This window comes from Nocardia sp. NPDC020380, from assembly GCF_044386975.1.
Taxonomy (GTDB): domain Bacteria; phylum Actinomycetota; class Actinomycetes; order Mycobacteriales; family Mycobacteriaceae; genus Nocardia.
This window is the reverse complement of sequence record NZ_JBIRVQ010000005.1, coordinates 372,126-397,913: the sequence shown is the minus strand read 5'-3', so window position 1 is coordinate 397,913 and position 25,788 is coordinate 372,126. Positions and strand designations below refer to the sequence as shown.

26 protein-coding genes are annotated in these 25,788 nt (G+C 67.6%); 13 read left to right on the top strand and 13 right to left on the bottom strand.

Translation table 11 applies throughout. The features are described from left to right. Window positions 1–92 precede the first annotated feature (92 nt). Entirely contained in the window at window positions 93–1,637 is a 1,545-nt protein-coding gene (locus ACH438_RS15855; RefSeq protein WP_397005602.1) for an MFS transporter, read from the top strand. A gap of 105 nt (window positions 1,638–1,742) precedes the next feature. Next, window positions 1,743–2,351 carry a TetR/AcrR family transcriptional regulator gene (locus tag ACH438_RS15850; protein ID WP_397005600.1) on the top strand — a complete coding sequence of 203 codons (609 nt, stop codon included), beginning with the start codon at window positions 1,743–1,745 and terminating at the stop codon, window positions 2,349–2,351. Between the two features lie 434 nt (window positions 2,352–2,785). Here the strand turns inward: ACH438_RS15850 and ACH438_RS15845 are convergent, their stop codons facing one another. The 3 genes from ACH438_RS15845 to ACH438_RS15835 all read right to left on the bottom strand — a co-directional run bounded on the left by ACH438_RS15845 (window position 2,786) and on the right by ACH438_RS15835 (window position 7,002). Continuing rightward, window positions 2,786–3,973 (bottom strand): LUD domain-containing protein, encoded by a 1,188-nt coding sequence (locus ACH438_RS15845; protein WP_397005598.1) that lies wholly within the window; start codon window positions 3,971–3,973, stop codon window positions 2,786–2,788. Between the two features lie 54 nt (window positions 3,974–4,027). Beyond that, on the bottom strand, window positions 4,028–5,182 hold the full coding sequence (locus tag ACH438_RS15840) for a nitrate/nitrite transporter (RefSeq protein WP_397005596.1): 1,155 nt from the start codon (window positions 5,180–5,182) through the stop codon (window positions 4,028–4,030). A gap of 185 nt (window positions 5,183–5,367) precedes the next feature. Next, a complete protein-coding gene (locus tag ACH438_RS15835; protein ID WP_397005594.1) occupies window positions 5,368–7,002 on the bottom strand; it encodes a GMC family oxidoreductase in 1,635 nt (544 codons plus the stop codon). Between the two features lie 213 nt (window positions 7,003–7,215). Here ACH438_RS15835 and ACH438_RS15830 point away from each other — a divergent pair, with 213 nt between their 5' ends. Together ACH438_RS15830 and ACH438_RS15825 are read left to right on the top strand one after the other, a co-directional pair. Next, window positions 7,216–8,448 (top strand): cytochrome P450, encoded by a 1,233-nt coding sequence (locus tag ACH438_RS15830; RefSeq protein WP_397005592.1) that lies wholly within the window; start codon window positions 7,216–7,218, stop codon window positions 8,446–8,448. Window positions 8,449–8,495: 47 nt separating this feature from the next. After that, on the top strand, window positions 8,496–8,984 hold the full coding sequence (locus ACH438_RS15825; RefSeq protein WP_397005590.1) for a glutathione peroxidase: 489 nt from the start codon (window positions 8,496–8,498) through the stop codon (window positions 8,982–8,984). A 19-nt stretch (window positions 8,985–9,003) separates the two neighbouring features. Here ACH438_RS15825 and ACH438_RS15820 read toward each other — a convergent pair whose 3' ends face one another. Both ACH438_RS15820 and ACH438_RS15815 read right to left on the bottom strand, forming a co-directional pair. Next, complete coding sequence (locus ACH438_RS15820; protein ID WP_397005588.1) at window positions 9,004–10,362, bottom strand: cytochrome P450; 1,359 nt, start codon at window positions 10,360–10,362, stop codon at window positions 9,004–9,006. 93 nt (window positions 10,363–10,455) lie between these two features. After that, window positions 10,456–11,019: a TetR/AcrR family transcriptional regulator gene (locus ACH438_RS15815; protein WP_397006033.1), complete on the bottom strand. Its 564-nt coding sequence runs from the start codon at window positions 11,017–11,019 to the stop codon at window positions 10,456–10,458. Window positions 11,020–11,137: 118 nt separating this feature from the next. On the opposite strand from ACH438_RS15815, the gene ACH438_RS15810 reads away from it, so the two are divergent. Then, window positions 11,138–11,509 (top strand): hypothetical protein, encoded by a 372-nt coding sequence (locus ACH438_RS15810; protein WP_397005586.1) that lies wholly within the window; start codon window positions 11,138–11,140, stop codon window positions 11,507–11,509. Window positions 11,510–11,622: 113 nt separating this feature from the next. After that, entirely contained in the window at window positions 11,623–12,366 is a 744-nt protein-coding gene (locus ACH438_RS15805; protein ID WP_397005584.1) for a short-chain dehydrogenase/reductase, read from the top strand. 29 nt (window positions 12,367–12,395) lie between these two features. Here ACH438_RS15805 and ACH438_RS15800 read toward each other — a convergent pair whose 3' ends face one another. The 8 genes from ACH438_RS15800 to ACH438_RS15765 all read right to left on the bottom strand — a co-directional run bounded on the left by ACH438_RS15800 (window position 12,396) and on the right by ACH438_RS15765 (window position 19,029). Beyond that, a complete protein-coding gene (locus ACH438_RS15800) occupies window positions 12,396–12,821 on the bottom strand; it encodes a hypothetical protein (RefSeq protein WP_397005582.1) in 426 nt (141 codons plus the stop codon). After that, window positions 12,818–13,087, bottom strand: coding sequence for a hypothetical protein (locus tag ACH438_RS15795; RefSeq protein WP_397005580.1), 270 nt, complete (start codon window positions 13,085–13,087; stop codon window positions 12,818–12,820). The genes ACH438_RS15800 and ACH438_RS15795 overlap by 4 nt, the downstream gene beginning before the upstream one ends. A gap of 68 nt (window positions 13,088–13,155) precedes the next feature. Beyond that, window positions 13,156–14,013: an LLM class F420-dependent oxidoreductase gene (locus tag ACH438_RS15790; RefSeq protein WP_397005578.1), complete on the bottom strand. Its 858-nt coding sequence runs from the start codon at window positions 14,011–14,013 to the stop codon at window positions 13,156–13,158. 15 nt (window positions 14,014–14,028) lie between these two features. Beyond that, window positions 14,029–15,498 carry an FAD-dependent oxidoreductase gene (locus ACH438_RS15785; protein ID WP_397005576.1) on the bottom strand — a complete coding sequence of 490 codons (1,470 nt, stop codon included), beginning with the start codon at window positions 15,496–15,498 and terminating at the stop codon, window positions 14,029–14,031. A gap of 13 nt (window positions 15,499–15,511) precedes the next feature. Continuing rightward, window positions 15,512–15,922, bottom strand: coding sequence for a carboxymuconolactone decarboxylase family protein (locus ACH438_RS15780; RefSeq protein WP_397005574.1), 411 nt, complete (start codon window positions 15,920–15,922; stop codon window positions 15,512–15,514). Beyond that, window positions 15,919–16,797 carry an NAD(P)-dependent oxidoreductase gene (locus ACH438_RS15775; protein ID WP_397005572.1) on the bottom strand — a complete coding sequence of 293 codons (879 nt, stop codon included), beginning with the start codon at window positions 16,795–16,797 and terminating at the stop codon, window positions 15,919–15,921. The genes ACH438_RS15780 and ACH438_RS15775 overlap by 4 nt, the downstream gene beginning before the upstream one ends. Then, window positions 16,794–17,546, bottom strand: a complete 753-nt coding sequence (locus tag ACH438_RS15770) for an SDR family oxidoreductase (RefSeq protein ID WP_397005570.1) — start codon at window positions 17,544–17,546, stop codon at window positions 16,794–16,796. The genes ACH438_RS15775 and ACH438_RS15770 overlap by 4 nt, the downstream gene beginning before the upstream one ends. Window positions 17,547–17,559: 13 nt before the next feature. Then, complete coding sequence (locus ACH438_RS15765; protein WP_397005568.1) at window positions 17,560–19,029, bottom strand: aldehyde dehydrogenase; 1,470 nt, start codon at window positions 19,027–19,029, stop codon at window positions 17,560–17,562. A 235-nt stretch (window positions 19,030–19,264) separates the two neighbouring features. Between ACH438_RS15765 and ACH438_RS15760 the strand changes: the two genes are divergently transcribed. From ACH438_RS15760 to ACH438_RS15730, 7 genes are all read left to right on the top strand, one after another. After that, the gene (locus ACH438_RS15760; protein ID WP_397005566.1) at window positions 19,265–20,470 is read left to right on the top strand and encodes a cytochrome P450; all 1,206 of its coding nucleotides are present in this window, start codon (window positions 19,265–19,267) and stop codon (window positions 20,468–20,470) included. After that, a complete protein-coding gene (locus ACH438_RS15755; protein WP_397005564.1) occupies window positions 20,470–21,297 on the top strand; it encodes an SDR family oxidoreductase in 828 nt (275 codons plus the stop codon). Before ACH438_RS15760 ends, ACH438_RS15755 begins: the two co-directional genes overlap by 1 nt. Continuing rightward, window positions 21,297–21,500, top strand: a complete 204-nt coding sequence (locus tag ACH438_RS15750) for a ferredoxin (protein ID WP_397005562.1) — start codon at window positions 21,297–21,299, stop codon at window positions 21,498–21,500. The genes ACH438_RS15755 and ACH438_RS15750 overlap by 1 nt, the downstream gene beginning before the upstream one ends. 11 nt (window positions 21,501–21,511) lie before the next feature. Then, window positions 21,512–22,060 (top strand): nuclear transport factor 2 family protein, encoded by a 549-nt coding sequence (locus tag ACH438_RS15745; RefSeq protein WP_397005560.1) that lies wholly within the window; start codon window positions 21,512–21,514, stop codon window positions 22,058–22,060. Next, window positions 22,054–23,313 carry a hypothetical protein gene (locus ACH438_RS15740; RefSeq protein WP_397005558.1) on the top strand — a complete coding sequence of 420 codons (1,260 nt, stop codon included), beginning with the start codon at window positions 22,054–22,056 and terminating at the stop codon, window positions 23,311–23,313. The genes ACH438_RS15745 and ACH438_RS15740 overlap by 7 nt, the downstream gene beginning before the upstream one ends. 33 nt (window positions 23,314–23,346) lie before the next feature. Beyond that, window positions 23,347–24,954, top strand: coding sequence for an acyl-CoA synthetase (locus tag ACH438_RS15735; protein ID WP_397005556.1), 1,608 nt, complete (start codon window positions 23,347–23,349; stop codon window positions 24,952–24,954). Window positions 24,955–25,050: 96 nt separating this feature from the next. After that, window positions 25,051–25,761: an acetoacetate decarboxylase family protein gene (locus tag ACH438_RS15730; protein ID WP_397005554.1), complete on the top strand. Its 711-nt coding sequence runs from the start codon at window positions 25,051–25,053 to the stop codon at window positions 25,759–25,761. Window positions 25,762–25,788 lie beyond the last annotated feature (27 nt).

Genomic DNA, 25,788 nt, shown 5'->3' with positions numbered 1-25,788 from the left:
CACTGTTCGCACTTGCGCACACTGTACGGCAGACCGTACAGTGTGCGATAACACCGCACAGTGTGCGGAGAGCTTCTCTGAGGGGACCTGAAATGTCTGCGAAAGAAATGACCGCGGCAGTGACTTCGCCTGCGGCACAGCGTAATCCGAAGCGCTGGCTGATTCTGGTGGTGCTCTGCCTGAGCTCACTGCTGCTGGTTATCGACAATATGGTGCTGAACGTCGCCATCCCGGAGATCTCCACCGACCTGCACGCCGGCGCGCAGGATCTGCAGTGGGTGATCGACGGCTACATCCTGGTCTTCGCCGGTCTGCTGCTCACCTCGGGCAGTCTGTCCGACCGCTGCGGCCGCAGGCTGGTGATGATCATCGGCCTGGTTCTGTTCGGCGCGGCCTCGCTCTTGGCCGCCTATGCGAGCAATCCGGAAATGCTCATCGCGGGCCGCGTCGTCATGGGCCTCGGCGGTGCGCTCATCATGCCGAGCACGCTGTCCATCCTGATCGTCGTCTTCGATGATGACGAGCGCCCCAAGGCAATTGCGGCCTGGAGCACGGTGGCCATGATCGGCATGGTCGGCGGCCCGGTCATGGGTGGCATCATGCTGAACCACTTCTGGTGGGGTTCGGTGTTCCTGATCAACGTCCCGATCGCCATCCTGGCCATCGTGGCGGCCCTGACCTTGATGCCGGAATCCAAGGGCCCGGCGCGTCCCACCGATCTGCCCGGCATGCTGTTCTCCGTCGTGGGTCTCACTTCCGCCGTCTGGACCATCATCGAATTCCCCGGCAAAGGCATCGCCGGCACCTGGCCCGGCCTGCTCATCGCCTTGATCACCTTGTCCGCCTTCGTAATCCGCGAACTGAAGGCCGAGCACCCGATGCTCCCCTTGCACCTGTTCCGCAATCGCGTCTTCACCGGTTCCAGCTTCTCCCTGGTGCTGGTCACTTTCGCCAACGCCGGTCTGATGCTCGTCCTGACCCAGTACCTGCAGTTCGTTCTCGACTACTCACCCATCAAGACCGCCTTGGCCTTCACCCCGATGGCCTTGTCCGCCATCGTCTTCAACATGGTCGGCGCGGGCCTCACCCCGAAGCTGGGCGTCCGCCCGGTCGCCGTAGCCGGTCTCCTGATCCTGGCCGCAGGCACTGCGATCCTGGCCATGCTCTCCGTGGATTCCGCCTTCTGGATGCCTGCTCTGGCCATGGCCTTGGTAGGAGCCGGTGCAGGCCTGGCCATCCCCGCCGCCATCGGTGCCCTCATGGGTGCGGTTCCCCCGGAACAGGCAGGTGTCGGCTCGGCTTTGAATGACACTATCCAGCAGACCGGCGGCGCCCTCGGCGTGGCCATCCTCGGCGCCATCCTCTCCAGCACCTACCGCAACGCCATGCCGTCCTCCGCTCCCACCGCGATCCGCGAAAACATCGCCCCCGCAATGGCCAGCGGCAACCACGATCTGATCGCCGCCGCCAAGGAAGCCTTCACCACCGGCATGTCCACCACTTTCTGGTCCGCCGGCGCTTGCGTCCTGGTCGCTTCAGTAGCCGCTTTCTTCCTGATGCGAGGCGCGAAAGCCGCTACCGGCGAAGGCCTTCCGGTGGAAGCGCCCGCCGAGCCCGAGTTGGTCGAGGCCCGGTAGCCCGCAGAATGGACAAAGCAACGCGGCCCTCGGTATCGAGGGCCGCGTACTTTTGCCGATCAGAGGGGAGTCGCGGTGACCGAGCGCGGGGTGGCGGAGCGAGCAATGCGGAATCGGACGGGGCCCGGCCGGCCGCGCGATCCGCAGTTGGATGCCCAGGTGCTCGCCGCGACCCAGGAGTTGCTGGTGAGCGCGGGGTATCAGGCGACCACGATCGCCGCGGTCGCGCGGCGGGCGGGCGTGGTCACGACCTCGATCTACCGTCGGTGGCCCGGGAAGCGCGCCTTGGTGGAGGATGCGATCTTCGCTCTCGACGGCGGCCATCTCCCGGTCCCCACCGGGGAGTTGCGGGCCGACCTGCTGGCCTGGACCCGGTTGTTCCTGGACGCGGCCGCGCAGCCGGCGGCGCGCTCGGCCATTCCGGGCCTGTTGTCGGAGTATCACGACGATCGGGAGAGTTATCGCCGCCTGCTGGATCGCGGGGAGCAGCCCACCCGGGCGGCCCTGCGTGAGCTGGTGATCGACGCCGCGAGCCGGGGGCGCGCGGATGCGGGCTGCGACGTGGACGCGCTGTTCGAGTTCCTACGTGGCGCCACTCTGATTCGCGCCCTCACCCATGGCGCGGGTGATGCCGACGCGTTCTGTGCCCGGATCGCCGATGCCTTGCTGGCGGTGGCGACCACGGCCGGTCAGCGTATCAACCCGAACCAATAGATCAGGCAGGCCAGCACAAAGACGACTACCGTTTCCATCGTCTCTCCCAATCTTTTTGGCGCTCTTACGTTCCATGATGCCGTGCCCGGCAAGGGCAACGCCACGATATGCCGCAAACAAGATCAAGAATTAAGGAACCCGCCGGACCCGCCACCTCTCGTGGACGGGGCCGACGGGATCCTCGCAGGCCTGCCGCCCCCTTCGCGACAGGACTGGTCCGCCGGTGAGAACCGGATGGCCGGTATTGCTGTGACACGACCCGACACCCCTCGTGGACGGGTCGTGTCACAGCGTTCCCCCCCCGCCCCCGGTTGGTGGTCTCGCCGCGCCGGTCGCTCCCGGCGTTGACACAACGATGCCCAGCCGCGCTTGGCACGGCCTTAACAAGATCTTGCACTCCTGAAAAGTGCTGGCAGAAGGCTATTTTCGCGAGGTCACTCGACGATGATCACGACCAGCCGCCGGGGCCCGTGCGCACCCTGTACGCGGATCGCCCCGATATCGGCTGTGGCGGAAGGGCCGCTGCACCAGGTGAGCGGGCGCAAGGGGTCCAGGATGCCGATCATCTCGGGAACGGACGACGCGATCTGCTCGGCGTGCACCACGCAGACGTGACAGCCGGGCACCAGCGTCGGCGCGCGCCGGCCCTGCCCGGGACCGCCGTCGAGCACCACGCTGCCCGAATCGGCAATGGCCGCAGCGCAAATGGTGATCACCGCATCCACCGCTTCGAGTTCGGCTGTGGACAGTTGTGGATCATCGGACACCACCCGATTTCCGGAGTCCACGGTCCACTCGGCGAGGCAGCCCTCGGGCACACCCGCCGGGGCGATGACACTGCGGACGCCCTGCTCGTGCAGGACGCTCGCGATGGCTTTCGGCAGCACCGACGCGTCGACCCGGTGTGCTTGTGCGCCAGAATGTTTCACTCGTTCGAAGAACAGCGACACCACGGCGTCGTGATCGCCGGACTCGATTCCCGGTGCCCGCCGCAGGTATTCGCGTGGTGCGGTGATGGTGCGCTGCTCGGCGGGCAGATCCGACACGGCATTCCGGATGCGCGCCAGCACGGTTTCGCGTGCATTCGTCACGGTCGCCGACCGCTTCGCGCGAGGCGCGCGGGTGCGGTTGTCATCGACCAGCACCAGGTGGAAGTTCCGCGGCCCGTCCCCGTTGGTGACCCCGGCCCAGGTGAACACGTACGGCGATACGCGTTCCCTAGTGCTGCCGCGCACGGGCAGCTGCAGGAAGACCTCGAGGTCGCGCCAGGTGGGCACCACGGTCTCGATGCCCGCCACGGTGATGAGCGTTTCCGGCAGCGCCGGGCATATGCGCCCGTTGTCCTCGGATTCCGCCATGACGATCGTTCCGGTCTCCGCCACAAGGAAATTCGCGCCGGTGACGCCGACCTCGGCGGCCCGGAGTCGCTCGTGCCGGACCAGTTCGTCCACCAGGAGGTTCGCCTCGGCGGCGCCGGTGGCCCAGTGCACGGTGCCGCCCGCGTCCGTGACGGCCCGCTCCAATTGCACCAGGTACGAGTCGAGATGGTGCCGCACCATGTCCTCGATGGCGGCGGCGCTGTCCCGCAACTGCTGCCGGTCCGGCCGTTCCCCGACGTTCATCAGGCACGAATCGTGATCCCCGGTAGTGCGGCGCATAGGACCCCTTCGGGTGCGTCAATCGCGAACTTCGCGACCGACTTTCAGCGTGTAGAGCAGGGCGGCGACCGCGGTCAGCGCGAGCAGGACGTAGCCGAGGGTGTAGTCGTGCCGGGAGCTGTACACCAATCCCATGACCAGCGGCGGGAAGTAGCCGCCGAGCCCGCCGGCCGCGCCGACCAGACCGGTCACGGTGCCGACCCGCGCGGGTTCGACGAGTTTGGCGATGAGCGCGAACACGCCGCCGGTGCCCAGGCCGAGGAAGAAGGCCATGAGGACGAGGCTGATCCCGGCGGGAATCTCCGCGCCCGGTTTGAAGGCGAGCACGATCGCCATGACGGCCGTGCCCGCGAAGGAGATGGTCAGCACCTTGGCCGGCCCGATCCGGTCCGACAGCGTGCCGCCGAGCGGCCGCGCGAGCACGCCCGCGATGGAGAACCCGGCGGTGCGCAGGCCCGCGTCGGACTGGGTGAACTCGTAGACGTTCTCGAGCACGGTCGGCAGGTAGGTGGAGAAGGCGACGAAGCCGCCGAAGGCCACGGCGTAGAGTAGTGCGCCCTGCCAGGTGGCCTTCAGCTTCAGCGCCTCCTTGATGCGCGGCAGGGCCGGTTCGGTGGCCGGTTTCCAGTCCGGTGAGTTCCGGCTGAACAGGTACATGACCGCGCCCATGACGGCCAGCGCGACGGCCATCAGGATGTGGGTCTGCGCCCGCCCGAGATGGTCGACGAGTCGCGAGGTGAACAGGGCGGACAGCGCGGTGCCGCCCATGCCGATGCCGAAGACGCCGGTGGCGAAGCCGCGCCGGGCGGGCTCGTACCAGGAGTTCACGAACGGGATGCCGACCGCGAACGAGGTGCCCGCGATGCCGAGGAAGAAGCCCCAGAGAATCAGGGCGCCAAAGGAATTCGACCAGCCGACGAGCAGCGTGGGCACGATCGAGATGAAGCAGATGACGGCGAACATGATCCGCCCGCCGAACTTGTCGGTGAGCACGCCGGCCGGGATCCGGCCCAGCGAGCCGACCAGTACGGGGGTGGCGACCAGCAGCGAGGTCTGCCCGGCGGACAGGCCGAGACTCTTCTCGTAGCTGCTGGATAGCGGGCCGATGAGATTCCAGGCCCAGAAGGTGAGCCCGAAGGCCAGGGTAGCGAGCGTCAGGTTTCTCGCATTCATCCCATTTTTCTAACAGACGCACTGGTAGAACGGATTGCGCGACGCGCATCAGGGGGATAAAGAAAACCGCCCCGAGCCGGTTGCATCGGCTCGGGGCGGTTCCGGGCCGGCGGTGGTCGTATCCGCCGGCCCGGCGGTGCACGGAGGGCTAGGGAAGTGCGTCGTGCACCGCGGTCTCGCTGGGGTTATACCCCGATGAACTCGACGGCCTTCTCGCCGATCATGTAGCTCGGCGCGTTGGTGTTGCCGCCGGTGATGCTGGGCATGATCGAGGCGTCCACGACACGCAGGCCTTCGATGCCCCGCACCTTCAGCGTCGGGTCCACCACCGCGCGCTCGTCCACACCCATGCGGCAGGTGCCGACCGGGTGGTAGATGGAGTGCACGCGGTTGGGCAGTTCCCGCCGCAGCGCGGTCTCGTCGCTGTAATCCGTTCCGGGGAAGAAGTTCTCGACGACATCGCCCGCGATGCTCTTGTGCGACATCACATCCCGGATCATCTTGATGCCCTCGACCAGGAATTCGGTATCCCACGGATCGGTCAGGTAGCCCGGGTCGATGAGCGGCGAGGCGAACGGATCCGTCGAGGCCAGCTTCAGTTCACCGCGGCTCTTCGGGTAGATGAGGCTGGGCATGATGGTCAGCGCGGCGCGCCGGTCCACCATGTGCATCTTGTCCTCGTCCTGGTTGGGCGTCGGGTAGCTCCACGGCAGGGTGTGGATCTGCATGTCCGGGTGCGCGCCCTCGGAGAACTTGGTCTTGACGAAGCCCGCGGCCTCGAAGACCGTGCGCCCCATCCAGGAGCTGCCCGGATTGCGCAGCTCGCGCATGATGCCGCGCGCGAAGTAGGTCGGAATGCCGCGGTGGATGGCCTTTTTCGACACGAAGGTCATCGGCACGAAGAGGTGGTCGTGCAGGTTCTGCCCGACCGGCAGGTCCGCCTTCACCTCGATGCCGAGCTCGCGCAGGTGCGCGGCCGGGCCGACGCCGGAGAGCATGAGCAGCTGCGGGGACCCGATGACACCGCCGGAGACGATGACTTCCTTGGCCGCGCGGACGACCCGGCGCGCGCCGTTCTTCTCGGCGATCTCGACGCCGGTGGCGCGGCCGTTCTCGATGACCACGCGGGTGGCGTGCACGTGCGTGAGCACGGTGAGGTTCGAGTTCGGCATATCGGTGATGTAGCCGCGAGAAGAGCTGTAGCGCAGGCCGTTCCGCACGCTCTGCTGGAAGATCGAGATGCCTTCCTGCGATTCCCCGTTGTAGTCCTCGATGATCGGCGCGCCGAGGGTCTCGGACGCGGCGACCATGAACTCCTGGGTGATCGGGGTCAGGTCCTGCTGGCGGGTGACCTCGATGGGGCCGCCGGTGGCGCGGTAGTCGTTCGCGCCGTCCTGCCAGTTCTCCAGGCGCTTGTAGGCGGGCAGGATCTCGTCGTAGCTCCAGCCCTTGTTGCCCTCGGCGGCCCAGGAGTCGAAGTTGGCGCGGTTGCCGCGCACGAAGAGCATGCCGTTGACGGAGCTGGAGCCGCCGAGCACCTTGCCGCGGGTCATGGGGATCTCGCGGTCGTTGGCGTGCTTCTGCGGGACCGAGAACTGCTTCCAGGTCACGCGCTTCTTCAGCTGCGGGACGGTGTGGACCATCGTGATCATGCCGGGGCTGGTGACGAGCCGGGTGTCGTCCTTGCGCCCGGCCTCCAGGAGGATCACGCTCGCACCCCGCTCGGCCAGTCGGCCGGCCACGATGGCGCCGGCGCTACCGGCGCCCACGACGACGTAATCGGCTTCGGTTGCGTCCGCGGAGTGCGGAGAAGCGGTCATGTCAGTACCTCATCCTCGAGTGTGCCTGCGATCACTGTAGAACAAGTTCTAGTCTGTGAACACTCTCGCCGCCACGCCGGAAACTAAGACGCACTTCAGAGCTGCTAAACGATCTTGATGAAACGCTGAACAGCCGTGGATTCGCATGGTTCAATCGACGTGAAACACGTTCCAAAACCGAGATCATAGTGGCACCATGCCCGAGGAGGAACAGTGTCTGTTCCGTCGCTACCCGCCGGGTTCGACCTGACCGATCCCGCGCTCTGGGCAGATCACAGCCCCACCGAAGAGTTTGCCGCACTGCGGCGCACCGCGCCCGTCTGGTGGAACGCGCAGACCCCCGAACAAGCCGCGCCGTTCACCGACGGCGGCTACTGGGCGATCACCCGGCACGAGGACGTCAAGGAGATCTCCCGCAAGCCCGAATTGTGGTCCTCCCACGTCAACGGCTCCATCATCCGCATGCCGGTCGACTCCCAGCCCGAACAGCTCGAGCTGAGCCGCGAGGCCCTGCTGGTGAACATGGACCCGCCCAAGCACACCAAGATCCGCCGCATCGTCTCCAAGGGCTTCACCCCGCGCGCGGTCGAGGGCCTGCGGCAGGCGCTCACCGAACGCGCCGCCGCCATCGTCGCCGAGGCGAAGGACAGCGGCAGTGGGGATTTCGTCTCCCAGGTCGCCTGCGAACTGCCGTTGCAGGCCATCGCCGAACTGCTCGGCGTACCGCAGGACGATCGGCACAAGCTGTTCACCTGGTCCAATCAACTGCTCAACTACGACGATCCGGAATTCGCGGGCGCGAACATGCAGGCCAATGCCGAATTGCTCGGCTACGCCTACACCATGGCCGAACAGCGCCGCGCCTGTCCGGCGCAGGACATCGTCACCCAGCTGGTCACCGCGGACGTCGACGGTGAGGCGCTGGGCTCCGACGAATTCGGATTCTTCGTCATCCTGCTGTCCGTGGCGGGCAACGAGACCACGCGAAATGCCATCTCGCACGGCATGAAAGCGTTCGTCGACAATCCGGACCAGTGGGAGCTGTACAAGGAGAAGCGCCCGCACACCGCACCCGACGAGATCGTGCGCTGGGCGACCCCCGTGACCGCCTTCCAGCGCACCGCCACCAGCGATACCGAACTCGGCGGGCAGCAGATCCGCAAGGGCGATCGGGTCGGATTGTTCTACAGCTCCGCCAATTTCGACGAGACGGTGTTCGGCGATCCGTTCGCCTTCGACGTGCTGCGCGATCCGAACCCGCATGTGGGATTCGGCGGCACCGGCACCCACTTCTGCGTCGGCGCGAATCTGGCGCGACTGGAAATCGACCTCATGTTCAATGCCATTGCCGACGCCATGCCGGAACTGCACGAGGTCGCGCCGCCCGAACGGCTGCGGCACGGCTGGATCAACGGCATCAAACACTGGCAGGTGCGCTACTCCTGAGCTGCAAGGCGGACCCGGTTCGCGAACTCGTTCTACTATGCGTGCTTGTGACCAACCTTCGCGAAATTCCGTTGCGCACGCTGACCGACGAGCCCACCACGCTGACCCAGCTGGCCGGCGACAAGGTCGTGCTGCTGGTCAATGTCGCCTCCAAGTGCGGCCTGACCCCGCAGTACACCGGCCTCGTGGAACTCCAGCAGACCTACGGGCCCAAGGGCTTCACCGTGGTCGGGTTCCCGTGCAACCAGTTCATGGGCCAGGAGCCCGGTTCGGCCGAGGAGATCGCCGAATTCTGCGCCGCCACCTACGGCGTCGACTTCCCGCTGCTGGAGAAGGACGACGTGAACGGTGAGGACCGGCACCCGATCTACGAGGAACTCACCAAGGTGACCGACGCGGCCGGTGAAGCCGGGGACATCCAGTGGAACTTCGAGAAGTTCCTCATCGGCCGCGACGGCGCGGTGCTGGGCCGCTTCCGGCCGCGCACCGAGCCCAAGGACCCGGCCGTGACCGAGGCCATCGAAGCCGCGCTCTGAGCCCCGCTCCGAGCCAGGATCAGGACGGCCGGGCGCGGCGCCGGTACCGCACCGCGCACGGCTGTTCCAGCTGCACGACCATCTTCGAGTGGTCGTTGCGGTAGGTGTCCGATGGCTGTGCTAGCTCGAACTCCCAGTCGCGCAACAAGATCGAGAATATGGCCTTCAACTGCATGAGCGCGAACTGCGCGCCCACGCAGCGATGCCGTCCGGCTCCGAACGGGATCCAGGTCCAGCGATTGGCCAGATCCTCCTGATTGGGGTCGAGGTAGCGGCCCGGATCGAAACCGTCCGCATCCGGGAAGTCCTCCGGAATGCGGTTGGAGACAGCGGGACTCACCGCCACCAGATCGCCCGGATCGATGCGGTGATCACAGACCTCGAACTCCTCGCGCGCCACCCGCATGAGAATGATGAGCGGCGGATGCAGGCGCAGCACCTCTTTGAGTACCGCCTCCAGCTGTGGAATCTGCCGCAGCGCATGGAAACTCACGTCCGCGCCGTCGGCGTACAGCTCGTCCAGTTCGGTGACGACGCGGTGCAGCACTTCGGGATTGCGCAGTAGTTCGATGATGGTCCAGGCCGCGGTGCCCGAGGTGGTGTGGTGGCCCGCGAACATCATGGAAATGAAGATGCCGGTGACCTCGCTGGCCGAGAAGCGCGGATTCCCGTGCTCGTCCCGCACGGACACCAGCACGTCCAGCATGTCCCGATCGTCCTTGCCCTGCGGTGGATTCGCCATCCGCCCGGCCATGATGTGCCGGACCAGCTTCACCAGCTGCCAGCGCGCCTCGTCGCGGCGGCGGAAGCTCTCGATATCGGCGTTCGGGTCCACGTAGCAGTAGGCGTCGGTGCCGCGTTCCAGTTCGTGATAGAGGTGCGCGAAGCGGCCGTCGAGTTCATTCCGGAACTTCACGCCGATCAGGCATGCCGAGGACGTGTAAATGGTGAGTTCCGCGAAGAATTCGAGCAGATCGATCTCGCCCGCGTCGCCCCAGCGGGCGAGCATGCCGTCGACTTCGCGCGCGATGGTGGTGGCGTGGCCGCGCATCTGTTCCGCGCGCAGGGCGGTGTTGTGCAGCATCTCCTTGCGCCGTTCCGGTGGCGCGTCGAAGACCACGCCCTCGCCGAAGATCGGTTTCATGAAGGGGTAGGCCGCGGCCTGGTCCAGCTCGTCATCGCTTGCGCGGAAGAAGAATTCGTTGGCCTGCGCGCCGCTCAGCAGGATGACATCGCGCCCCGCGAGCCGGAAGGATCCGATGTCCCCGCATTCCGATCGCACCCGCGCCATGAGGGCGATGGGGTCCGTCCGGAACTCCTCCAAATGCCCATGCTCATGCTCGCCGCCCGACACCATCTGTGGCTTGACCAGGGTCATCGGAAACCTCCCGCACTGGAGTAGACACCTGTCTGGACGGTACTACGGGTTGGCTTGCACGGCAAGGGAATCCAGGGGACTCGCCCGTGGAATTCAGCCCTTCAGGACCCGCAGCGCGGACTTCTCCAGCTGCTCGGCGATCTCCGCGTACGAGGCGTACCCCATGCCCGCCCGCACCAGCGCGCCCGCGTAGAGCAGTTCCAGATGATCGACGATCTCCGGATCGGCGTCCGCGCCCGAGGCGTCCATGAGCCGCTTGCGGATCTCGCTGCCGATTCGGTACCGCAGGTGTGCCACATCGGGATCGGTGCCGAGCAGTGCGCTGGTCACGGCCCCCGCCAGCGCGGGTTCGTCGGCCACCAGCATGGCAATCTGCCGCAGCACCGCCAGCACTCGCGTGGTGCTGTCCGAATCCTCGTCGGCGGGTGGGGGAGTGGCGGCCAGCCGCCGCCAGAACATCTCCGCGACCAGATGCTCCTTGGAGGAGAAGTAGGTGTACGCGGTGGCCGTGCCGACGCCCGCGGCGGCCGCCACCATGCGGACGGTGAGACCCGCGAAGCCTTCTCGGGAGAGCACTTCCATCGCCGCCCGGGTGAGCCGATCGACGGTGTCGGCCTGCTTCTCGGTGAGGCGGCGGCGGGTGGCCTCCAGGTTCACCACCGAGCGGGCAGGGACGGAATCAGACACGTGTCCGGATGCTACTATGGCTCGGCCCTCCGGGCAATCGCACCCTGCTCGACCTGCATGAATGCCCCGGGCCCAGAAAGGTATTCGAATGGCCGCCGCCGACCCCGCAGCGCTGTCGCCGGACGAGGCGCGTGCCCTCGAAGAGGCCGTGCGCACCTACGCGGGCACGGGTCCCGCGCTCACCATCGCTCCCGGATCGCCCGCGCCGGACCCGCGAACCTGGCACACCCCGCTGCGCCTGCTGACCCTCACCCCGCCCGGTACCGAGGCCGAGGCGGACCGCGCCTACGACGACTGGGTGCACTGGATCGCGGGTGGCGGCCTGCTGGCCCTGTCCGGCGTCTCGCCGGGCACCCCGGCCGATCACCTGTACCGCCGCGCCCTGGCCACCGGCAAATTCCGCGAGCTCCCCGCGCCCGGCGACCTCCGCATCCTGCACCGCACCGCCGCGTGTAATTGACTCCCGCCGAGCGCAAACCGATCACTCGGTATCGAATTGTGGGTGCCGGGTGTTGCCCGGAAGGCTCGAACACCGAAAACCCGGCACGAGCTACCGAATTCGAGAGGAACGACATGGATCTGGGGCTCGCGGGACGCACCGCCCTCATCACCGGCGCATCGGCCGGCATCGGCGCGGCCGTCGCGGAATCGCTTGCCGCCGAGGGCGTCCACCTCCACCTGGCCGCGCGCGGCAAGGAACGCCTCGACGAGGTCGCCGCCCGGCTGACCGCGGCCTACTCGGTAATCGTCGCCACCCACCCCGTGGACCTGCGCGACGGCGCCGAACTGCAGCGCCTGGCCGACTCGGCCACCCCGGACATCCTGGTCAACAATGCCGGCGACATCCCCGCGGGCACCCTGGAATCCATCGACGAAGCCACCTGGCGCCGCGCCTGGGACCTGAAGGTCTTCGGCTACATCGACCTCACCCGCTCCGTCTACGCCGGCATGAAGGACCGCGGCCGAGGCGTCATCATCAACATCATCGGCTCCGCCGGCGAACGCCCCAAAGCCGGCTACATAGCCGGCGGCTCCGGCAACGCCGCCCTCATGGCCTTCACCCGCGCCCTGGGCGGTCAGAGCTGGCGCGACGGCATCCGAGTCCTCGGCATCAACCCCGGCCCGGTAGCCACCGAACGCTTCACCACCCTCCTCGAAACCAACGAAGACTTCCGCACCCTGGCCGCGGACTTCCCCTTCGCCCGCCCCGCCCACCCCAGCGAAATCGCCGACGCGGCAACCTTCCTCGCCTCCGACCGCTCCGCCTACACCACCGGCACCATCCTCACCATCGACGGCGGCATCACCGCCTCCTGACCCCCAAGGGATTTCGGCCCGCCGGCCGACTACCGGCGCTCGTCGGGTTCGGCGAGTTCCACCAATTCGACCGGCCACGGCATGGTTGCGGTGATGTCGGCCCAGCGGGCGCGATCGGCGGTGAGGATCGGCCAGTCGAGGTGTCTGGCTACTGCGATGGCGTGGGCAGCCGCCATGTCGGGGTCGTTGCCCAATAGACCGACGATCCTCGACAGATCGGTTACCTGCCACGTTGTCGAAAGTGTCTCCAGGCGTACGTGTTCCAGGTTGTCGGCCATGCCGTTGACTTCGTCGCATTGCGTGTCCGACAGCCGGGCTTGGGCGAGTGCCAGGGTGACTGCGGGGATGCTCAACCGGGTGTCGTGCGAGACCAAGGCGGAGATGAGGCCCACGACAGAGTTGTCGGCAAAGGCAAAGGCGTGGATAACGGTGTCGTCGAGTACGAAACCTGTCATGGGCGGGTGCCCTCCCGCCGCTCGAGGTATTCCAGTAGCTGGCCGGCCACCTGCACCCCGCGGTCGAAGGCAACAGTATCCGCGCGTGCCGCGGCCAGCCTTGTCTCCCAGGCGATTCGCTCACGGGTCTTGGTGGACTCGTAGTTGTCGATCAGAATCTCGATCATCTCGGCCAGCGTCGTCCCCCGCGGGGTCAGAGCCGCTAGCCGATCCCTGGTCGTGCGGGGCGTCTTGATCGTCGTAACTTCGACAGAGTTAGCTGGCATACCTGAAGTATACCGAGGTTTCCTTCAGGTATGCGGCAATTGTTCGAGGTGGCGTTCGGTTCGGTGAATCAGGCGGTCAGGCCCAGGGGCGCGAGTTTGCCCGCCAGGCGGTCCAAGTAGGCGAGGACCTCGGGTTCGGGCTTGTCGGGGAGGCCGTAGAGGACGTCGGTGACGCCGGCTTCGGACCAGTGGGCGAGGCGTTCGGGGTCGGGGCGGAAGTCGAGGGCTACTACGCGGGGTTGGCCCTCGCGGCCGGATTCCTGCCAGATCTTGTGGAGGAGGGCGGTGGATTCGTCGATGCCGGTGTCCTGGGGAGTGGTGATCCAGCCGTCGGCGGATTGGGCTATCCAGCGGAAGGTGCGTTCGGTGCCGCCGGCGCCTATCAGGAGGGGGATGTGGGGCTGGACCGGTTTGGGCCAGGCCCAGCTGGGGCCGAAGGAGACGAAATCGCCTGAGTAAGAAGCCTCTTCCTCGGTCCACAAGGCGCGCATGGCCTCGATGTATTCGCGGAGGGCGGTGCGGCGGCGTTTGCCGGGGATGCCGTGGTCGGCGAGTTCGTCGGTGTTCCAGCCGAATCCGGCGCCCAGGGTGACCCGGCCGCCGGACAGGTGGTCGAGGGTGGCGATGGTCTTGGCGAGGGTGATGGGGTCGCTCTCGGTGGGCAGCGCCACCGCGGTGGACAATTCGATGCGGGAGGTGACCGCGGCGGCGGTGCCCAGTGCCACCCAGGGGTCCAGGGTGCGCATGTAGCGGTCGTCCGGGAGTTCGGCGGTCTGGGTACCCGGGTGTGCGGCTTCGCGTTTCACCGGGATGTGGGTGTGCTCGGGGACGAAGAACGAGTGGAAGCCGCGGTCCTCGGCGGCCTTGGCGGCGGCCGCGGGCGTGATGCCGCGGTCGCTGGTGAAGAGGACGATGCCGAATCTCATGTGCGTCAGCTCCTTTCAGTTCTTGGCGGCGGCCACGCCCGCGCGGCGGCCGTAGAAGCTGCCGTCGCCGAGGGAACAACCGCTCGCGTAGCCGCCCGTGCAGATGCCGGAGGTGACCCGGCCCGCCGCGTAGAGGCCGGGAATCGGTTCGCCGTCGACGTGCAGGACACGCGAGTCCAGGTCGGTGCGCAGGCCGCCGAGGGTGAAGCCGCCGGTGTAGCCGCGCAGATCGTAGGCGCCCAGCGGGCTGCCGATGGGCTTCACCCACTGCGGCTTCTTGTTCAGGTACGGGTCCTCGCCATTGGCGGCGTGATGGTTGTAGAGGTCGATGGTGGACTGCAGCGTATTGGCGGGCAGCCCCATCTCGCTCTCCAGTTCGGCGACGGTCTCCGCCACCCAGGTCGGCGCGATCCGCAGGAACGACATGGACGACTGGGTGGTGAACGCCTCTTCGAGCGCTTCCTCGTCGATGACCAGGTAGGCCTGATTGTCCTGATCCTGCAGCACCGTCTGGCCCATGCGGCCCGGGTAGGTGTCCTCGGTGACGAACCGCTGCCCGCGCCCGTTCACCAGAATCCCGCGCACCACCACCTGCGGGTCCGCGACCAGCGCGACCTCGGTGGCATCCATGTGCGCCAGATCCGCGCCGAGCGCCTGCGCCACCCGGATGCCGATGCCGTCGTGCTCCTCGACCGTGGCGGCGGGCCGCCCGTGGATCTTGGGGGCGAACTGCTCCACCATTTCGTGCCGGTAGGCGAAGCTACCGGTCGCCAGCACCACACCGCGCGCGGCGCGCACGTGCACCGGCTTGCCGTACCGGGTGGCGGACACGCCGACCACGCGACCGTCCTCGTCGATGATCAAGCGCCGCAGGCGGACATCGTATTCGTGCCGCACGCCGAGCTCGTCGGCCTTCTCCGCCAGCGGCTCCATGAGCATGTAGCCGCCGCCCTTCTCGCCCAGCTTCTTGTCCTTGGTCCAGGCGAGATGCCCGCGCGGCGCCGGATCGGCGATGGCGTTGAAGGGTGCGGCGTTCTCGCCGCCGGAGTACATCAGGCCCTGGTCGGCCGGCGGCTCGTAGCCGGGCTCGCCCCAGAACTCCTCCTTGAACGGAACGCCCTGGGCGACAAGCCAATCGAAATGCTCGACACTGCCCTGACAGTAGTCGTGGATCTTGTCCTGGTCCACGCCCGGGCCGAGCGCGGCGGTGAGGAACTTCTCCATGTTCTCGGGAGTGTCCTCGAAGCCCAGCTTCCGCTGCAGGGCGGTCCCGCCACCGAGGTAGATGAACCCGCCGGACATGGCGGCCGCGCCGCCCCAGCCGCCGGTGCGTTCCAGTACCAGCACATCGGCGCCCGCGCGGCGGGCCTCGATGGCGGCGCACGCGCCGGCGATGCCGTATCCGACGACGACCACATCGGCCTCGTAGTCCCAGGATTCGACCTGGCTGGCGGGAAGCGGTCGTACGGTGACGGTTTCGGCCATTGCTTCGAATTCCTTACTTCTTGTTCTTGGATAAGACTTTTCGGATGGCGCCGTCGAGTTTGGTGGTGGACGGCCAGCCCACGTAGTGGGCGAGGAAGACCGCGATCTCCTTCAACTGTTCGGCATCGAGTTCGCCATTGCGCAGGGCCGCGCCGACCTGGATCTCGGCGATCTCGGCATTGCCCTGCGCGGTGATCGCGCCGAGCAGCAGCAGCCGCCGGTCGCGCATGCTGAGGCCGGGGCGATTCCAGATATCGGCGAAGAGGTGATCGACGGTGACCTCGAAGAACGGATCGCCTTGAATATCAGGCAGATCGAACCCGTACACCTCGCTCATCTTCTTCAGCCCGCGCTCGCGCCGCTCGTCCGGCCCACCCGTCGCCCGACCGCCACCCCCCACGGAATCGCTTCGCGATGCTGTCATTTCTGCTCCTTTGCAATATCGCCGGGCCCCACGCCGAGCCCGTCACCCAGTCCGTGCAGGGCGAGCCGGGCCAGCGGCAGCTCGACGTCCAGGCGATCACCCAGGTCGAGGGCGAGGGCGAGATCCTTCTCGCCGAGGTTGCGAACATGGGTGAGGATGGGCAGCCAGAAGTCGCCCTCCTCGATGGCGGCGGTGGTCTTGCGCAACATGATCGCCCCGGGACCACCGGTGTGCGAGTCGGAATGCCGCACCACCTTGCCGAGCGCGCCGATATCGAGCCCGGCGGCCTCGGCCAGCCGCTGCGCCTCGGCCGCGGCGGTGAAGGAGACGAAGTGGAGCAGGTTGCGGGCCAGCTTCATTCGCGTTCCCGCACCGACCTCGCCCGCGTGCACGACCAGCGACGCGAAGGTCGAGAACGGTTCCCGCACGGCCTCGAACGCCGCCGGGCTGCCGCCCACCATGACGGCGAGCGCGCCCTTCTGTGCCGCGGGCGCACCGCCACTGATCGGGGCATCCACGAATTCCACGGCGTGCCCGGCGCATTCGGCGGCCAGCTCGGTGGCGGTGGTGTCGGCGATGGTGGAGTGCACCGCGATCACCGTGCCGGGCTTGGCGGTCTGCAGGATCCCGTCCGGCCCGCTCAGCACCCCGCGCACCTGCTCGTCGTTCAGCACGGCGATCGATATGACGCCGCACCGTTCGGCCAGTTCCGCCGGCGATCCGGCGGCCGTGGCCCCGGCCGTGGTGAACGGTTGCCGGGCGGCCTCGCGGGTATCGCACACCAGCAGCCCGCCCGGCCATTCCAGTAGCCGCTCGGCCATGGGCGCACCCATATTGCCCAGGCCGATGAAACCTACGGAGAGGGTGTCGCTCATGGCCGGAAGACCTGCCCGCCGTCCACGTTCAGCACCTGCCCGGTAACCCATTTCGAATCGTCGGAGAGCAGATACAGGCAGGCCCCGACCAGATCGTCCGGCGTGCCCAGCCGCTTGATGGCCAGCTGCTGGAGCATGAGATCGACGATATTGCCGGGCACCACGGTCCGGGTCGCCTCGGTATCGATGGGCCCCGGCGCGATGGCATTGATGCGAATATTCGAGCCGCCCAGTTCCCGCGCCAATTGCTGGGTGAGACTGTTGATTCCGGCCTTGGCCAGCCCGTAGAACCCGGAGTACATCCACGCGGCGGTGGAGGACTGGTTCACGATCGACCCGCCGCCGCGCTTGATCATGGGCTGCCATACCGCGCGCGTCACATTGAGCGCGCCGTCGAGGTTCACGCTCATGAACTTCTTGTAGTAGTCCCACGGCACGGTGAGCAGGATGTCGAGTTTCATCGCCCCGTAGATGGCGGCATTGTTGACCAGGTGGTCGATGCCGCCGAATTCGGCGACCGTGAATTCGGCCAGGGCGGTGGCGGATTCGGGATCGGCGACGTCCACCTCGCGGAAGACGGCGGTGCCGCCGTCGGCGGTGATCTGTTTGGCGACCGCCTCGCCCTTCTCCGAGTTCAGGTCGGCGACCACGACTTTCGCGCCTTCGGCGGCGAGCGCGCGGGCGTAACCCTCCCCGATGCCCTGGGCCGCTCCGGTGACTATGGCGGTCTTATCCGTGAATCGTGCCATCTCGTGCACTCCTTCAGACGACGGTCGCGATGAGCTTGGTCTCGGTGTATTCCTCGAATCCGGCGACACCCATTTCCCGCCCGATCCCGGACTGCTTGTACCCGCCGAACGGCGCGTCCGCGGAGTACCAGATGCCGCCGTTCACGCTGAGGGTGCCGGTGCGCACGCCCGCCACCACGCGGCGAATGCGCTCGGTATCGCGGCCCCACACCGATCCGGACAGGCCGTAGGGGGAGTCGTTGGCGAGGCGCACGGCATCGTCGTCGCCGTCGTGCGGGATGATGACCAGGACCGGCCCGAAGATCTCCTCCTGCGCCGCGGTTGCCGAATTCGGCAGTCCCGCAATGAGAGTCGGCTCCAGGAACCAGCCGCCCGTCCCGGTGCGGCGGCCGCCGGTCACGATGGTGCCGCCCTCGTCCCGGGCGGACTTCAGGTAGCGCTCGACGCGAGCCAGCTGGCGTTCGGAGATCAAGGGGCCGCACACGGTTCCGGGCCGGTTCGGGTCACCGGGCTTGATGCTCGACATGGTCGCCGCGGCGGATTCCACCGCGGCGTCGTAGTGTTCGCGCGGCACCAGCAGTCGCGTGGTGATGGCGCAGCCCTGCCCGGCATGCACGCAGACGCCGAACGCCGCATAGCTGACGGCGGCCTTCAGGTCGGCATCGTCCAGCACGATGAACGCGGATTTACCGCCCAGCTCCAGGAACACCTTCTTCAAAGACGCTGCCGCGGCGGACATCACGACCCGCCCGGTCTGTGTGGACCCGGTGAACGAGATCATGTCGACCCGCGGATCGGTGACCAGCTGGGCGCCCACGCCGTGATCGTCGGAGGTGACGATATTGACCGCACCGGCCGGAATATCGGTCTCCTCGGCGATGATCCGGCCCACGACCGCCGCGCACCACGGCGTATCGGGTGCGGGTTTGAGCACCACGGTGGCGCCCGCCGCCAGCGCCGGTCCGAGCTTGGCGAAGTTGATCTGGTGCGGGAAGTTCCACGGCGTGATCGCGCCGACCACCCCGACTGCCTCGCGCCGCAGCGTGCGCCCGGTGGGGATGCCCATGGGCTTGGCGATGCCGAGATCGGTGTCCCACGAATAGTTCTCGGCGAGATCGGCGAAGTATCCGAGATCGCCGATGGGTCCTTCCAGCTGCGGTCCGCTGGTGAGCATGCGGGGCGCGCCGGCCTCGGTGATGGTGATCTCGCGCAGTTCCTCGAGGTGCCCGCGCAGCGCATCGCGTAACTGCCGCAGGCAGTTCGCGCGGAAGGCCGGGTCGCGGGACCAGCCGGTGTCGTCGAAGGCGGTGCGGGCGGCGGCGATGGCCGCGTCCATATCCGCGTGGTCGCCATTGGCCGCGTGGCCGAGTGCCTGTCCGGTTGCCGGGTCGGAGGTGGTGAACACGCCGCGCCCGCCGGGTGTCAGCTTGCCGCCGATCAACAGTGACGTGCCGCCGTCGGGGATGAGATTGCTCGGGCTCATCGGTAGCTCCCATGCTGTCCGGACACGTGTACGGACTATAAGTTCGAGGCTCGGAAACGCGCAAGAACAGGTTTCAGTTTGCCGGGTCATAGCCGTGCCGAATGGCCGGATGCCATTGTCAGCTGAGCCGCCCGCTAGTACCGTACAGACACGTGTCCAGCTAGGTGTCCCCATTGGCCGGACGGCGTTCCTCAGCGCCGATGAACGCGTTATCGAATACGAGGTGCCCCAGACGATGACCGCAGCCTCCCTCGAACCCCTGCTGTTCGATCCCTACGACTACCGGATGCACGAGGACCCCTACCCCGTCTATGCGCGGCTGCGCACCGAAGCCCCGCTTTACCACAACCCCGGGCTGGACTTCTGGGCCTTGTCCCGGCACGCCGACGTGGCCGCCGGCTTCCGCGACGCCGAACGACTCTCCAGCGCCAACGGCGTCTCCCTCGACCCCGCCGCCTGGGGTCCGCACGCCCACCGCACCATGTCCTTCCTGGCCATGGACGACCCGCGCCACGTGCGCCTGCGCAAGCTCGTCTACCAGGGCTTCACACCGCGCCGCGTCACCGAGATGAGCGACCGCATCCGGGAGATCACCCGGCAATACCTCGAACCCGCCTTGGCGAGCGGCGAATTCGACTGGATCGACGACCTCGCGGGCCAGGTGCCCATGGACGTGATCTCCGAACTGCTGGGCGTCCCCGACACCGACCGCGCGGAACTGCGGCGGCTCGCCGACCTGCTGCTGCACCGCGAGGAAGGCGTCCTCGACGTCCCGGTACCGGCCATGGAAGCCGCACTGCGGCTCTATCAGTACTACTCCGAGATGATCGCCGAACGGCGCAAGCACCCCACCGCGGACCTCACCTCGGCACTGCTGGAGGCGGAAGCCGACGGCGACCACCTCACCTCGGACGAGATCCTCGGCTTCATGTTCCTCATGGTGGTCGCCGGCAACGAGACCACCACCAAACTGCTCGGCAATGCGCTGTATTGGGCCGGCCGCAATCCCGACCAGTACGCGCGGGTCGCCGCGCACCCCGAACTCGTCGACGGCTGGGTGGAGGAGACACTCCGCTACGACGCCTCCAGCCAGATCCTGGCACGCACCGCCGCCACCGACCTCGAGTACTACGGCCGCACCATCCCCGCCGGCTCGAAGGTGCTGCTGCTCATCGGCTCCGCCAATCGCGATGCGGCCGCCTTCACCGAACCGGACCGCTACGACATCGAACGACCCGACAAGGGCGGGCACATCAGCTTCGGCAAGGGCGTGCACTTCTGCCTGGGCGCCCACCTCGCGCGGCTGGAAGCGGGAATCGTGCTGCGCGAGTTCACCGATCGCGTCAGTTCCTACGAGATCCCGGACACCGGAATCGAACGCGTGCATTCTGTGAACGTGCGCGGCTTCGCGAAACTGCCCGTGCGAGTGGAGGTCCGGTAATGCCACGCTTCACGCCACATCCGGCGCGGCGGCCCGCGCTGATCGCGGGCGCGTCCTCCGGTATCGGGGCCGCCACCGCCGTCGCGCTCGCCGAACTCGGGCATCCGGTCGCCCTCGGCGCGCGCCGGGCCGAGATCTGCGAAACCCTCGCCGAGAAGATCCGCGCCGAAGGAGGAGAGGCCTTCGCGCACCGGCTCGACGTCACCGACACCGCCTCGGTCGACGAATTCGTCACCGCCGCCGAAAAGGCCCTCGGCCCTGCGGAAATCGTGGTCTCCGGCGCGGGCGATCTGGAATTCGGGCGGGCCTGGGAAATGGATCCGGACGTCTTCGGCGCCCAGGTGCGCGTGCACCTCGTCGGCGCGCAGCGGCTCGCGCACCGGGTACTGCCCGGCATGCTCGACCGGCAGCGCGGCGACTTCGTGGTCATCGGCTCGGACTGCGCCGACCATGTGCGGCCCGGCGCCGGCGCCTACAACGCCGCCAAATCCGGCGTCGAAGCCTTCGCCACCCAGCTGCGGATGGAATTGGAGGGCACCGGAATCCGCTCCTCCATCGTGCGCCCGGGGCAGACCCTCACCGGGATGGGCATGCAGGCCACGCCCGAGGTGGTCGGGCCGCTGCTGCAGGACTGGGTGAAATGGGGCTTCGCCCGGCACCCGTACATGTTGCGCGCCTCCGATATCGCCGCCGCCGTCGCCGCGGTGGTGTCGACCCCGCGCGGCGCGCACCTCGTACTCGTCGAAGTGCAGCCGGAAGCGCCACTGCGGCAGCGTGATCCCGCACCGTCGAGCGACACCGATCCGAAGGACCACGGAGGTTCCTGATGCGTCTCGTCGTCGACCTCGATCTCTGCCAGGGGCACGCGGTCTGCCAGGACGAGGCCCCGGAACTCTTCCACGTGCCCAAGGCCGGCCAGGTCGAAATCCTGCGCGCCGACCCCGGCCCCGACCTCGAGGCGGCCCGCGCCGCCGTCCGCTACTGCCCCACCCAAGCCCTGTTACTGGTGGACGACAGTTCCGCCGACTAGAGGAGCCCCTCATGTCCTGGTCCCGTGACGAACTCGACGAGATGATCCGCCGCTGGGTGGACGAGAACAAGGAATGCGAAGCCCAGGGCGACTGGAAAACCTTGGCGCACTTCTACACCGAGGACGCCACCTACGGGTGGAACTACGGCCCGCAACAGGAATTCATGGCCGTCGGCCGCGACGAGATCCGCGATATCGCACTCGGGCAGGAAATGTTCGGGCTCGAGGGCTGGACCTACCCGTACCAGGACTTCGTGGTCGACGAACGCAGCGGCAGCGTCATCGGACTCTGGAAGCAGATCAACGAGCGGCAACGCGCCGACGGCCGGCCCTACAGCCCGGAAGGCATCGGCGGCAGCTGGTTCCGCTACGCCGGCGACTACCAGTGGTCCTGGCAGCGCGACTTCTTCGACTTCGGCAATGTGTCGGCGCTTTTCGTGGAGATGATCACCGCGAACGCGCTCTCGCCCGGTATGCAGAAACGGATCGAACGGTCGGTGTCCGGGAGACCGCTGCCGGGCTGGTACCAGGTCGGGCAGGGGCCGGTCCCGCTGTGGTGAACAGTCGATACGCGGCCCTGTCCCGCAGCGAACTGGCGGTACTGGTGCCGGAACTGCTGTTGTGCGGGCACCTCATCGACCGGTCCGGAATGGCCCACGCCATCGGCGCTTTCGGGCGGGAAGGCATGACCGAGATCGCCATCGAGGAATGGCGGCTCGCCAGCCCGATCTACACCCGGCGCATGCGCCGCGCTCTCGGCATCACCGGCGACGGCGTGGACACCATCTTCAAGGGCTTCCAGCTGGATATCGGTGCGCCACCGCAATTCATGGACTTCCGGTTCCGGGTCCGCGACCACGACCACGGCGAATTCCACCTCGACCACTGCGGCGCGCTGGCCGACGTGGAACCGATGGGGGAGGACTTCGTGGTCGGCATGTGCCATCACATCGAGGATCCGACCTTCGACGCCACCGCCCTCGCCACCAACCCGCATGCGCGGGTGCGGCCCGTGCACCGGCCGCCACGGGTGCCCGCCGACCGGACACCCGTGTGCGCGTGGACCGTCACCATCGACCCGGGTCACGAACCACCGTCGCCGGTCGCCGATGTCGAACTGGTGGCCGGGTCGCACGCGGCCGGTATCGCGCTCAGCGCCATCGATCCGGAAGATCCTGGGCAGCACGACTATTCGGGTCCGCTGCTCAGCGATCTGCGGTTCGGCGACTTCTCGCGTTCGGCGCTCATTCGCATCGCCGACGAGGTCTGCCTGCAGCATCACCTGCTGACCCTCGGCTTCCGGACCGCCGTCGAGGCTCGCACCGATCCCGACCGGGCACTGGAGATCGTGCGCAAGCAGCTCACCGGCATTGCCGGACTCACTTCCGAACGGATCCGCCTCGCATTGGGACTCGGCGATGATGCCGCCGCACTCGCCAAGGTGCTGCGCCTGCACCCCGCCTTCAATCCCGCCGTCTATGTGGATGCCGAAGTATCCACCGAGACGACCGGAGGCGAGCAGACCGTGGAATTGCGCCTCGGCCGTGCCTGCGGCGCCGTCGACGACGGGGCCTGGGCCGCACTGCTGGTGGAGTCCGGCAACCTCGCACCACTGGATGCGCTGGTGCGCGGGGTGAATCCGCACTATCGCACCGCCGTGCGAGCGGAATCCGACTGCTCGCTCACGGTCGAGATCACCCGCGCGGAAACTCCGTTCCGCGAAGCCCCCGAGGTCGCCATCACCCGCTTCAGCAGCGGCGCGGGCTTCACCTTCACCGACCGCGGCACTCCCCTCCCGCTCACCGTCCTGTAGCCGGAAAGCACCGAGACACCAGGAGATACGGCCATGGCGCGCACCTTCGCCGACCTCTACGAGCACGCCGCCGACGCCGTGCCCGACCGCCTCGCCGTGCTCGAGGGCCCGCGCCGGCTCACCTTCGCCGAACTCGACGCGCGCGCCAACCGGCTGGCCCACCACCTGGCCGCGGCCGGCGCGGAACCGGGCGACCACATCGGCTTCCACATGCACAACAGCATCGAGACGCTGGAAACACTGCTGGGCTGCTTCAAGATTCGCGCGGTGCCGGTGAACATCAACTACCGGTATCGCGCGGGCGAACTGCGCTACGTCTACGACAATGCCGATCTGGTGATGTCGGTCCACCACCGCTGCTACGCGCCACTCATCGAGGAGATCCGGGCTCAGCTGCCGAAACTGCGCCACACCTTGGTGGTCGAGGACGATCAAGGCGGCGCGGGACTGCCCACCGCGTCGACGCCCTACGAGCAGGCCCTCGAAACCGCCTCGCCCGACCGCGATTTCGGGGAGCGCAGCGCCGACGACCACTTCGTCATGTACACCGGCGGCACCACCGGACTGCCCAAGGGCGTCATCTGGCGGCAGGAGGACATGTGGCGGGTGCTCGGCGGCGGCATCGACTTCTACACCGGTGAACCCGTCACCGACGAATATCAGCAATCCCGCACCGGCGCACAGGGACAGCCGACCCGCTGGTTCGTGCTGCCGCCGCTCATTCACGCGGCCGCCATGATGCCCGCCTTCACCGCCCTGTGGTCCGGCAATACGGTCCTCTTCGAACCCCGCTTCGACCCGCCGCGTATCTGGCGGACCGTCGAGCGGGAACGGCCGCACATCCTGGTCATGACCGGTGATGCCATCGCCCGCCCGCTCATCGACGCGTACCGGGCCGCGCCGGTGGACGCGTCGTCGCTCTTCTCCATCGGCTCCGGCGCGGCGCAGCTCACGCAGCCGGTGAAGAACGAACTGCTGGAACTCTTTCCGGGCGTGCTCGTCACCGAATCCATCGGGTCCTCCGAAACCGGTTTCGGCGGTATCGGTTTCGCGCAGCAGGACGACGATCCGGGCCGCGGGCCGCGCGTCACCACCGGTCGCGGTGCGCTGGTGGTGGACGACAGCGGGCAGGCCGTCGCGCCCGGCGGGGAAGGCTGGGTGGCCAAGACCGGCAATGTGCCCCTCGGGTATTACAAGGATCAGGCCAAGACGGACAAGCTGTTCCGCACGGTCGACGGCGTGCGCATGGTCATCACCGACGACCGGGCGCGGGTGGAGGCCGACGGGTCGGTCACCCTCATCGGGCGCGGGAACATGGTCATCAATACCGGCGGCGAGAAGGTCTTCCCGGAAGAGGTCGAGGCCGTCGTCAAGGCGCACGAATCCGTGTACGACGCCGTCGTCATCGGGGTGCCGCACGAGCGCTGGGGTCAGCAGGTCGCGGCGGTGGTCTCGGCCGCGGACGGGGCCGTCGACTTCGCCGCGCTGGACCGGCATGTGCGCGCTCACCTGGCCGGTTACAAGCTGCCCCGCCGCATCTGGGTCGCCGAGACCGTCGCGCGCACGCCCAGCGGCAAACCCGACTACCGCTGGGCCAAGGCCTGCGCGGACGCCCGTGAACCCGACCATGAGGTGCGATAACTCGTTATGAATGCTTCGGCCACGCCCGCTCCCGCTCATCGGGATGACTGGGCGAAACCCATTACGCCCGCAGCTGGAACCTGTTCTAATTCTGATATGGCAGAGGCGCACTCCGTACTCGGCGAACAAGTCCGGATGCCGGTCGAAATTCGCCACGCCGACGCATGCTCGGCACTGTTCCTGACCGACGCACGAGCCGCCGCCGCACTCCTGGCGGGCACCGGGCTCGAGCCCTACACCCTGCTGGGCAGGGCCGTGCTCTCGCTCGCCTTCGTGCGCTACGTCGACGGCGACCTCGGCCCGTACCACGAATTCGCCTTCTCCCTCATGGCGAAACAGGCGGGACGCAAGGACAGCACCGGCGCCTACATCCACTGGCTGCCGGTGAACCAGAGCTTCACCTGCGAAGCCGGGCAATCGATCTGGGGCTTCCCCAAACTCATGGCCGACATCGACATCACACCGGTGCGCGGCGGCCACCGCTGCGAGGTCCGCGAGGGCGGGAAACTCGTGCTCGCACTGCGGATCTCGAACGGGATACCCATGCCCGGCGGCGCGGGCGGCGCCTCCATCGACGCCTACACCCACCGCAACGGCATCCTCCGCCGCACCCCCTGGGTCATGAATCCCAGCCAGGTGAGCGGACGACCCGGCGGCGCGCACATCGAACTCGGCGACCACCCCGTCTCCGACCAGCTGCGCACCCTCGGCCTGCCCAAACCCGCCATCTTCTCCAGCCGTATCGGCGCACTGCGCATGACTTTCGACGACGCCGCCACGGTGTTGCAGACCCGGGAGGTCCGATGAATATGGATACCGCATCGCGGAGCGATT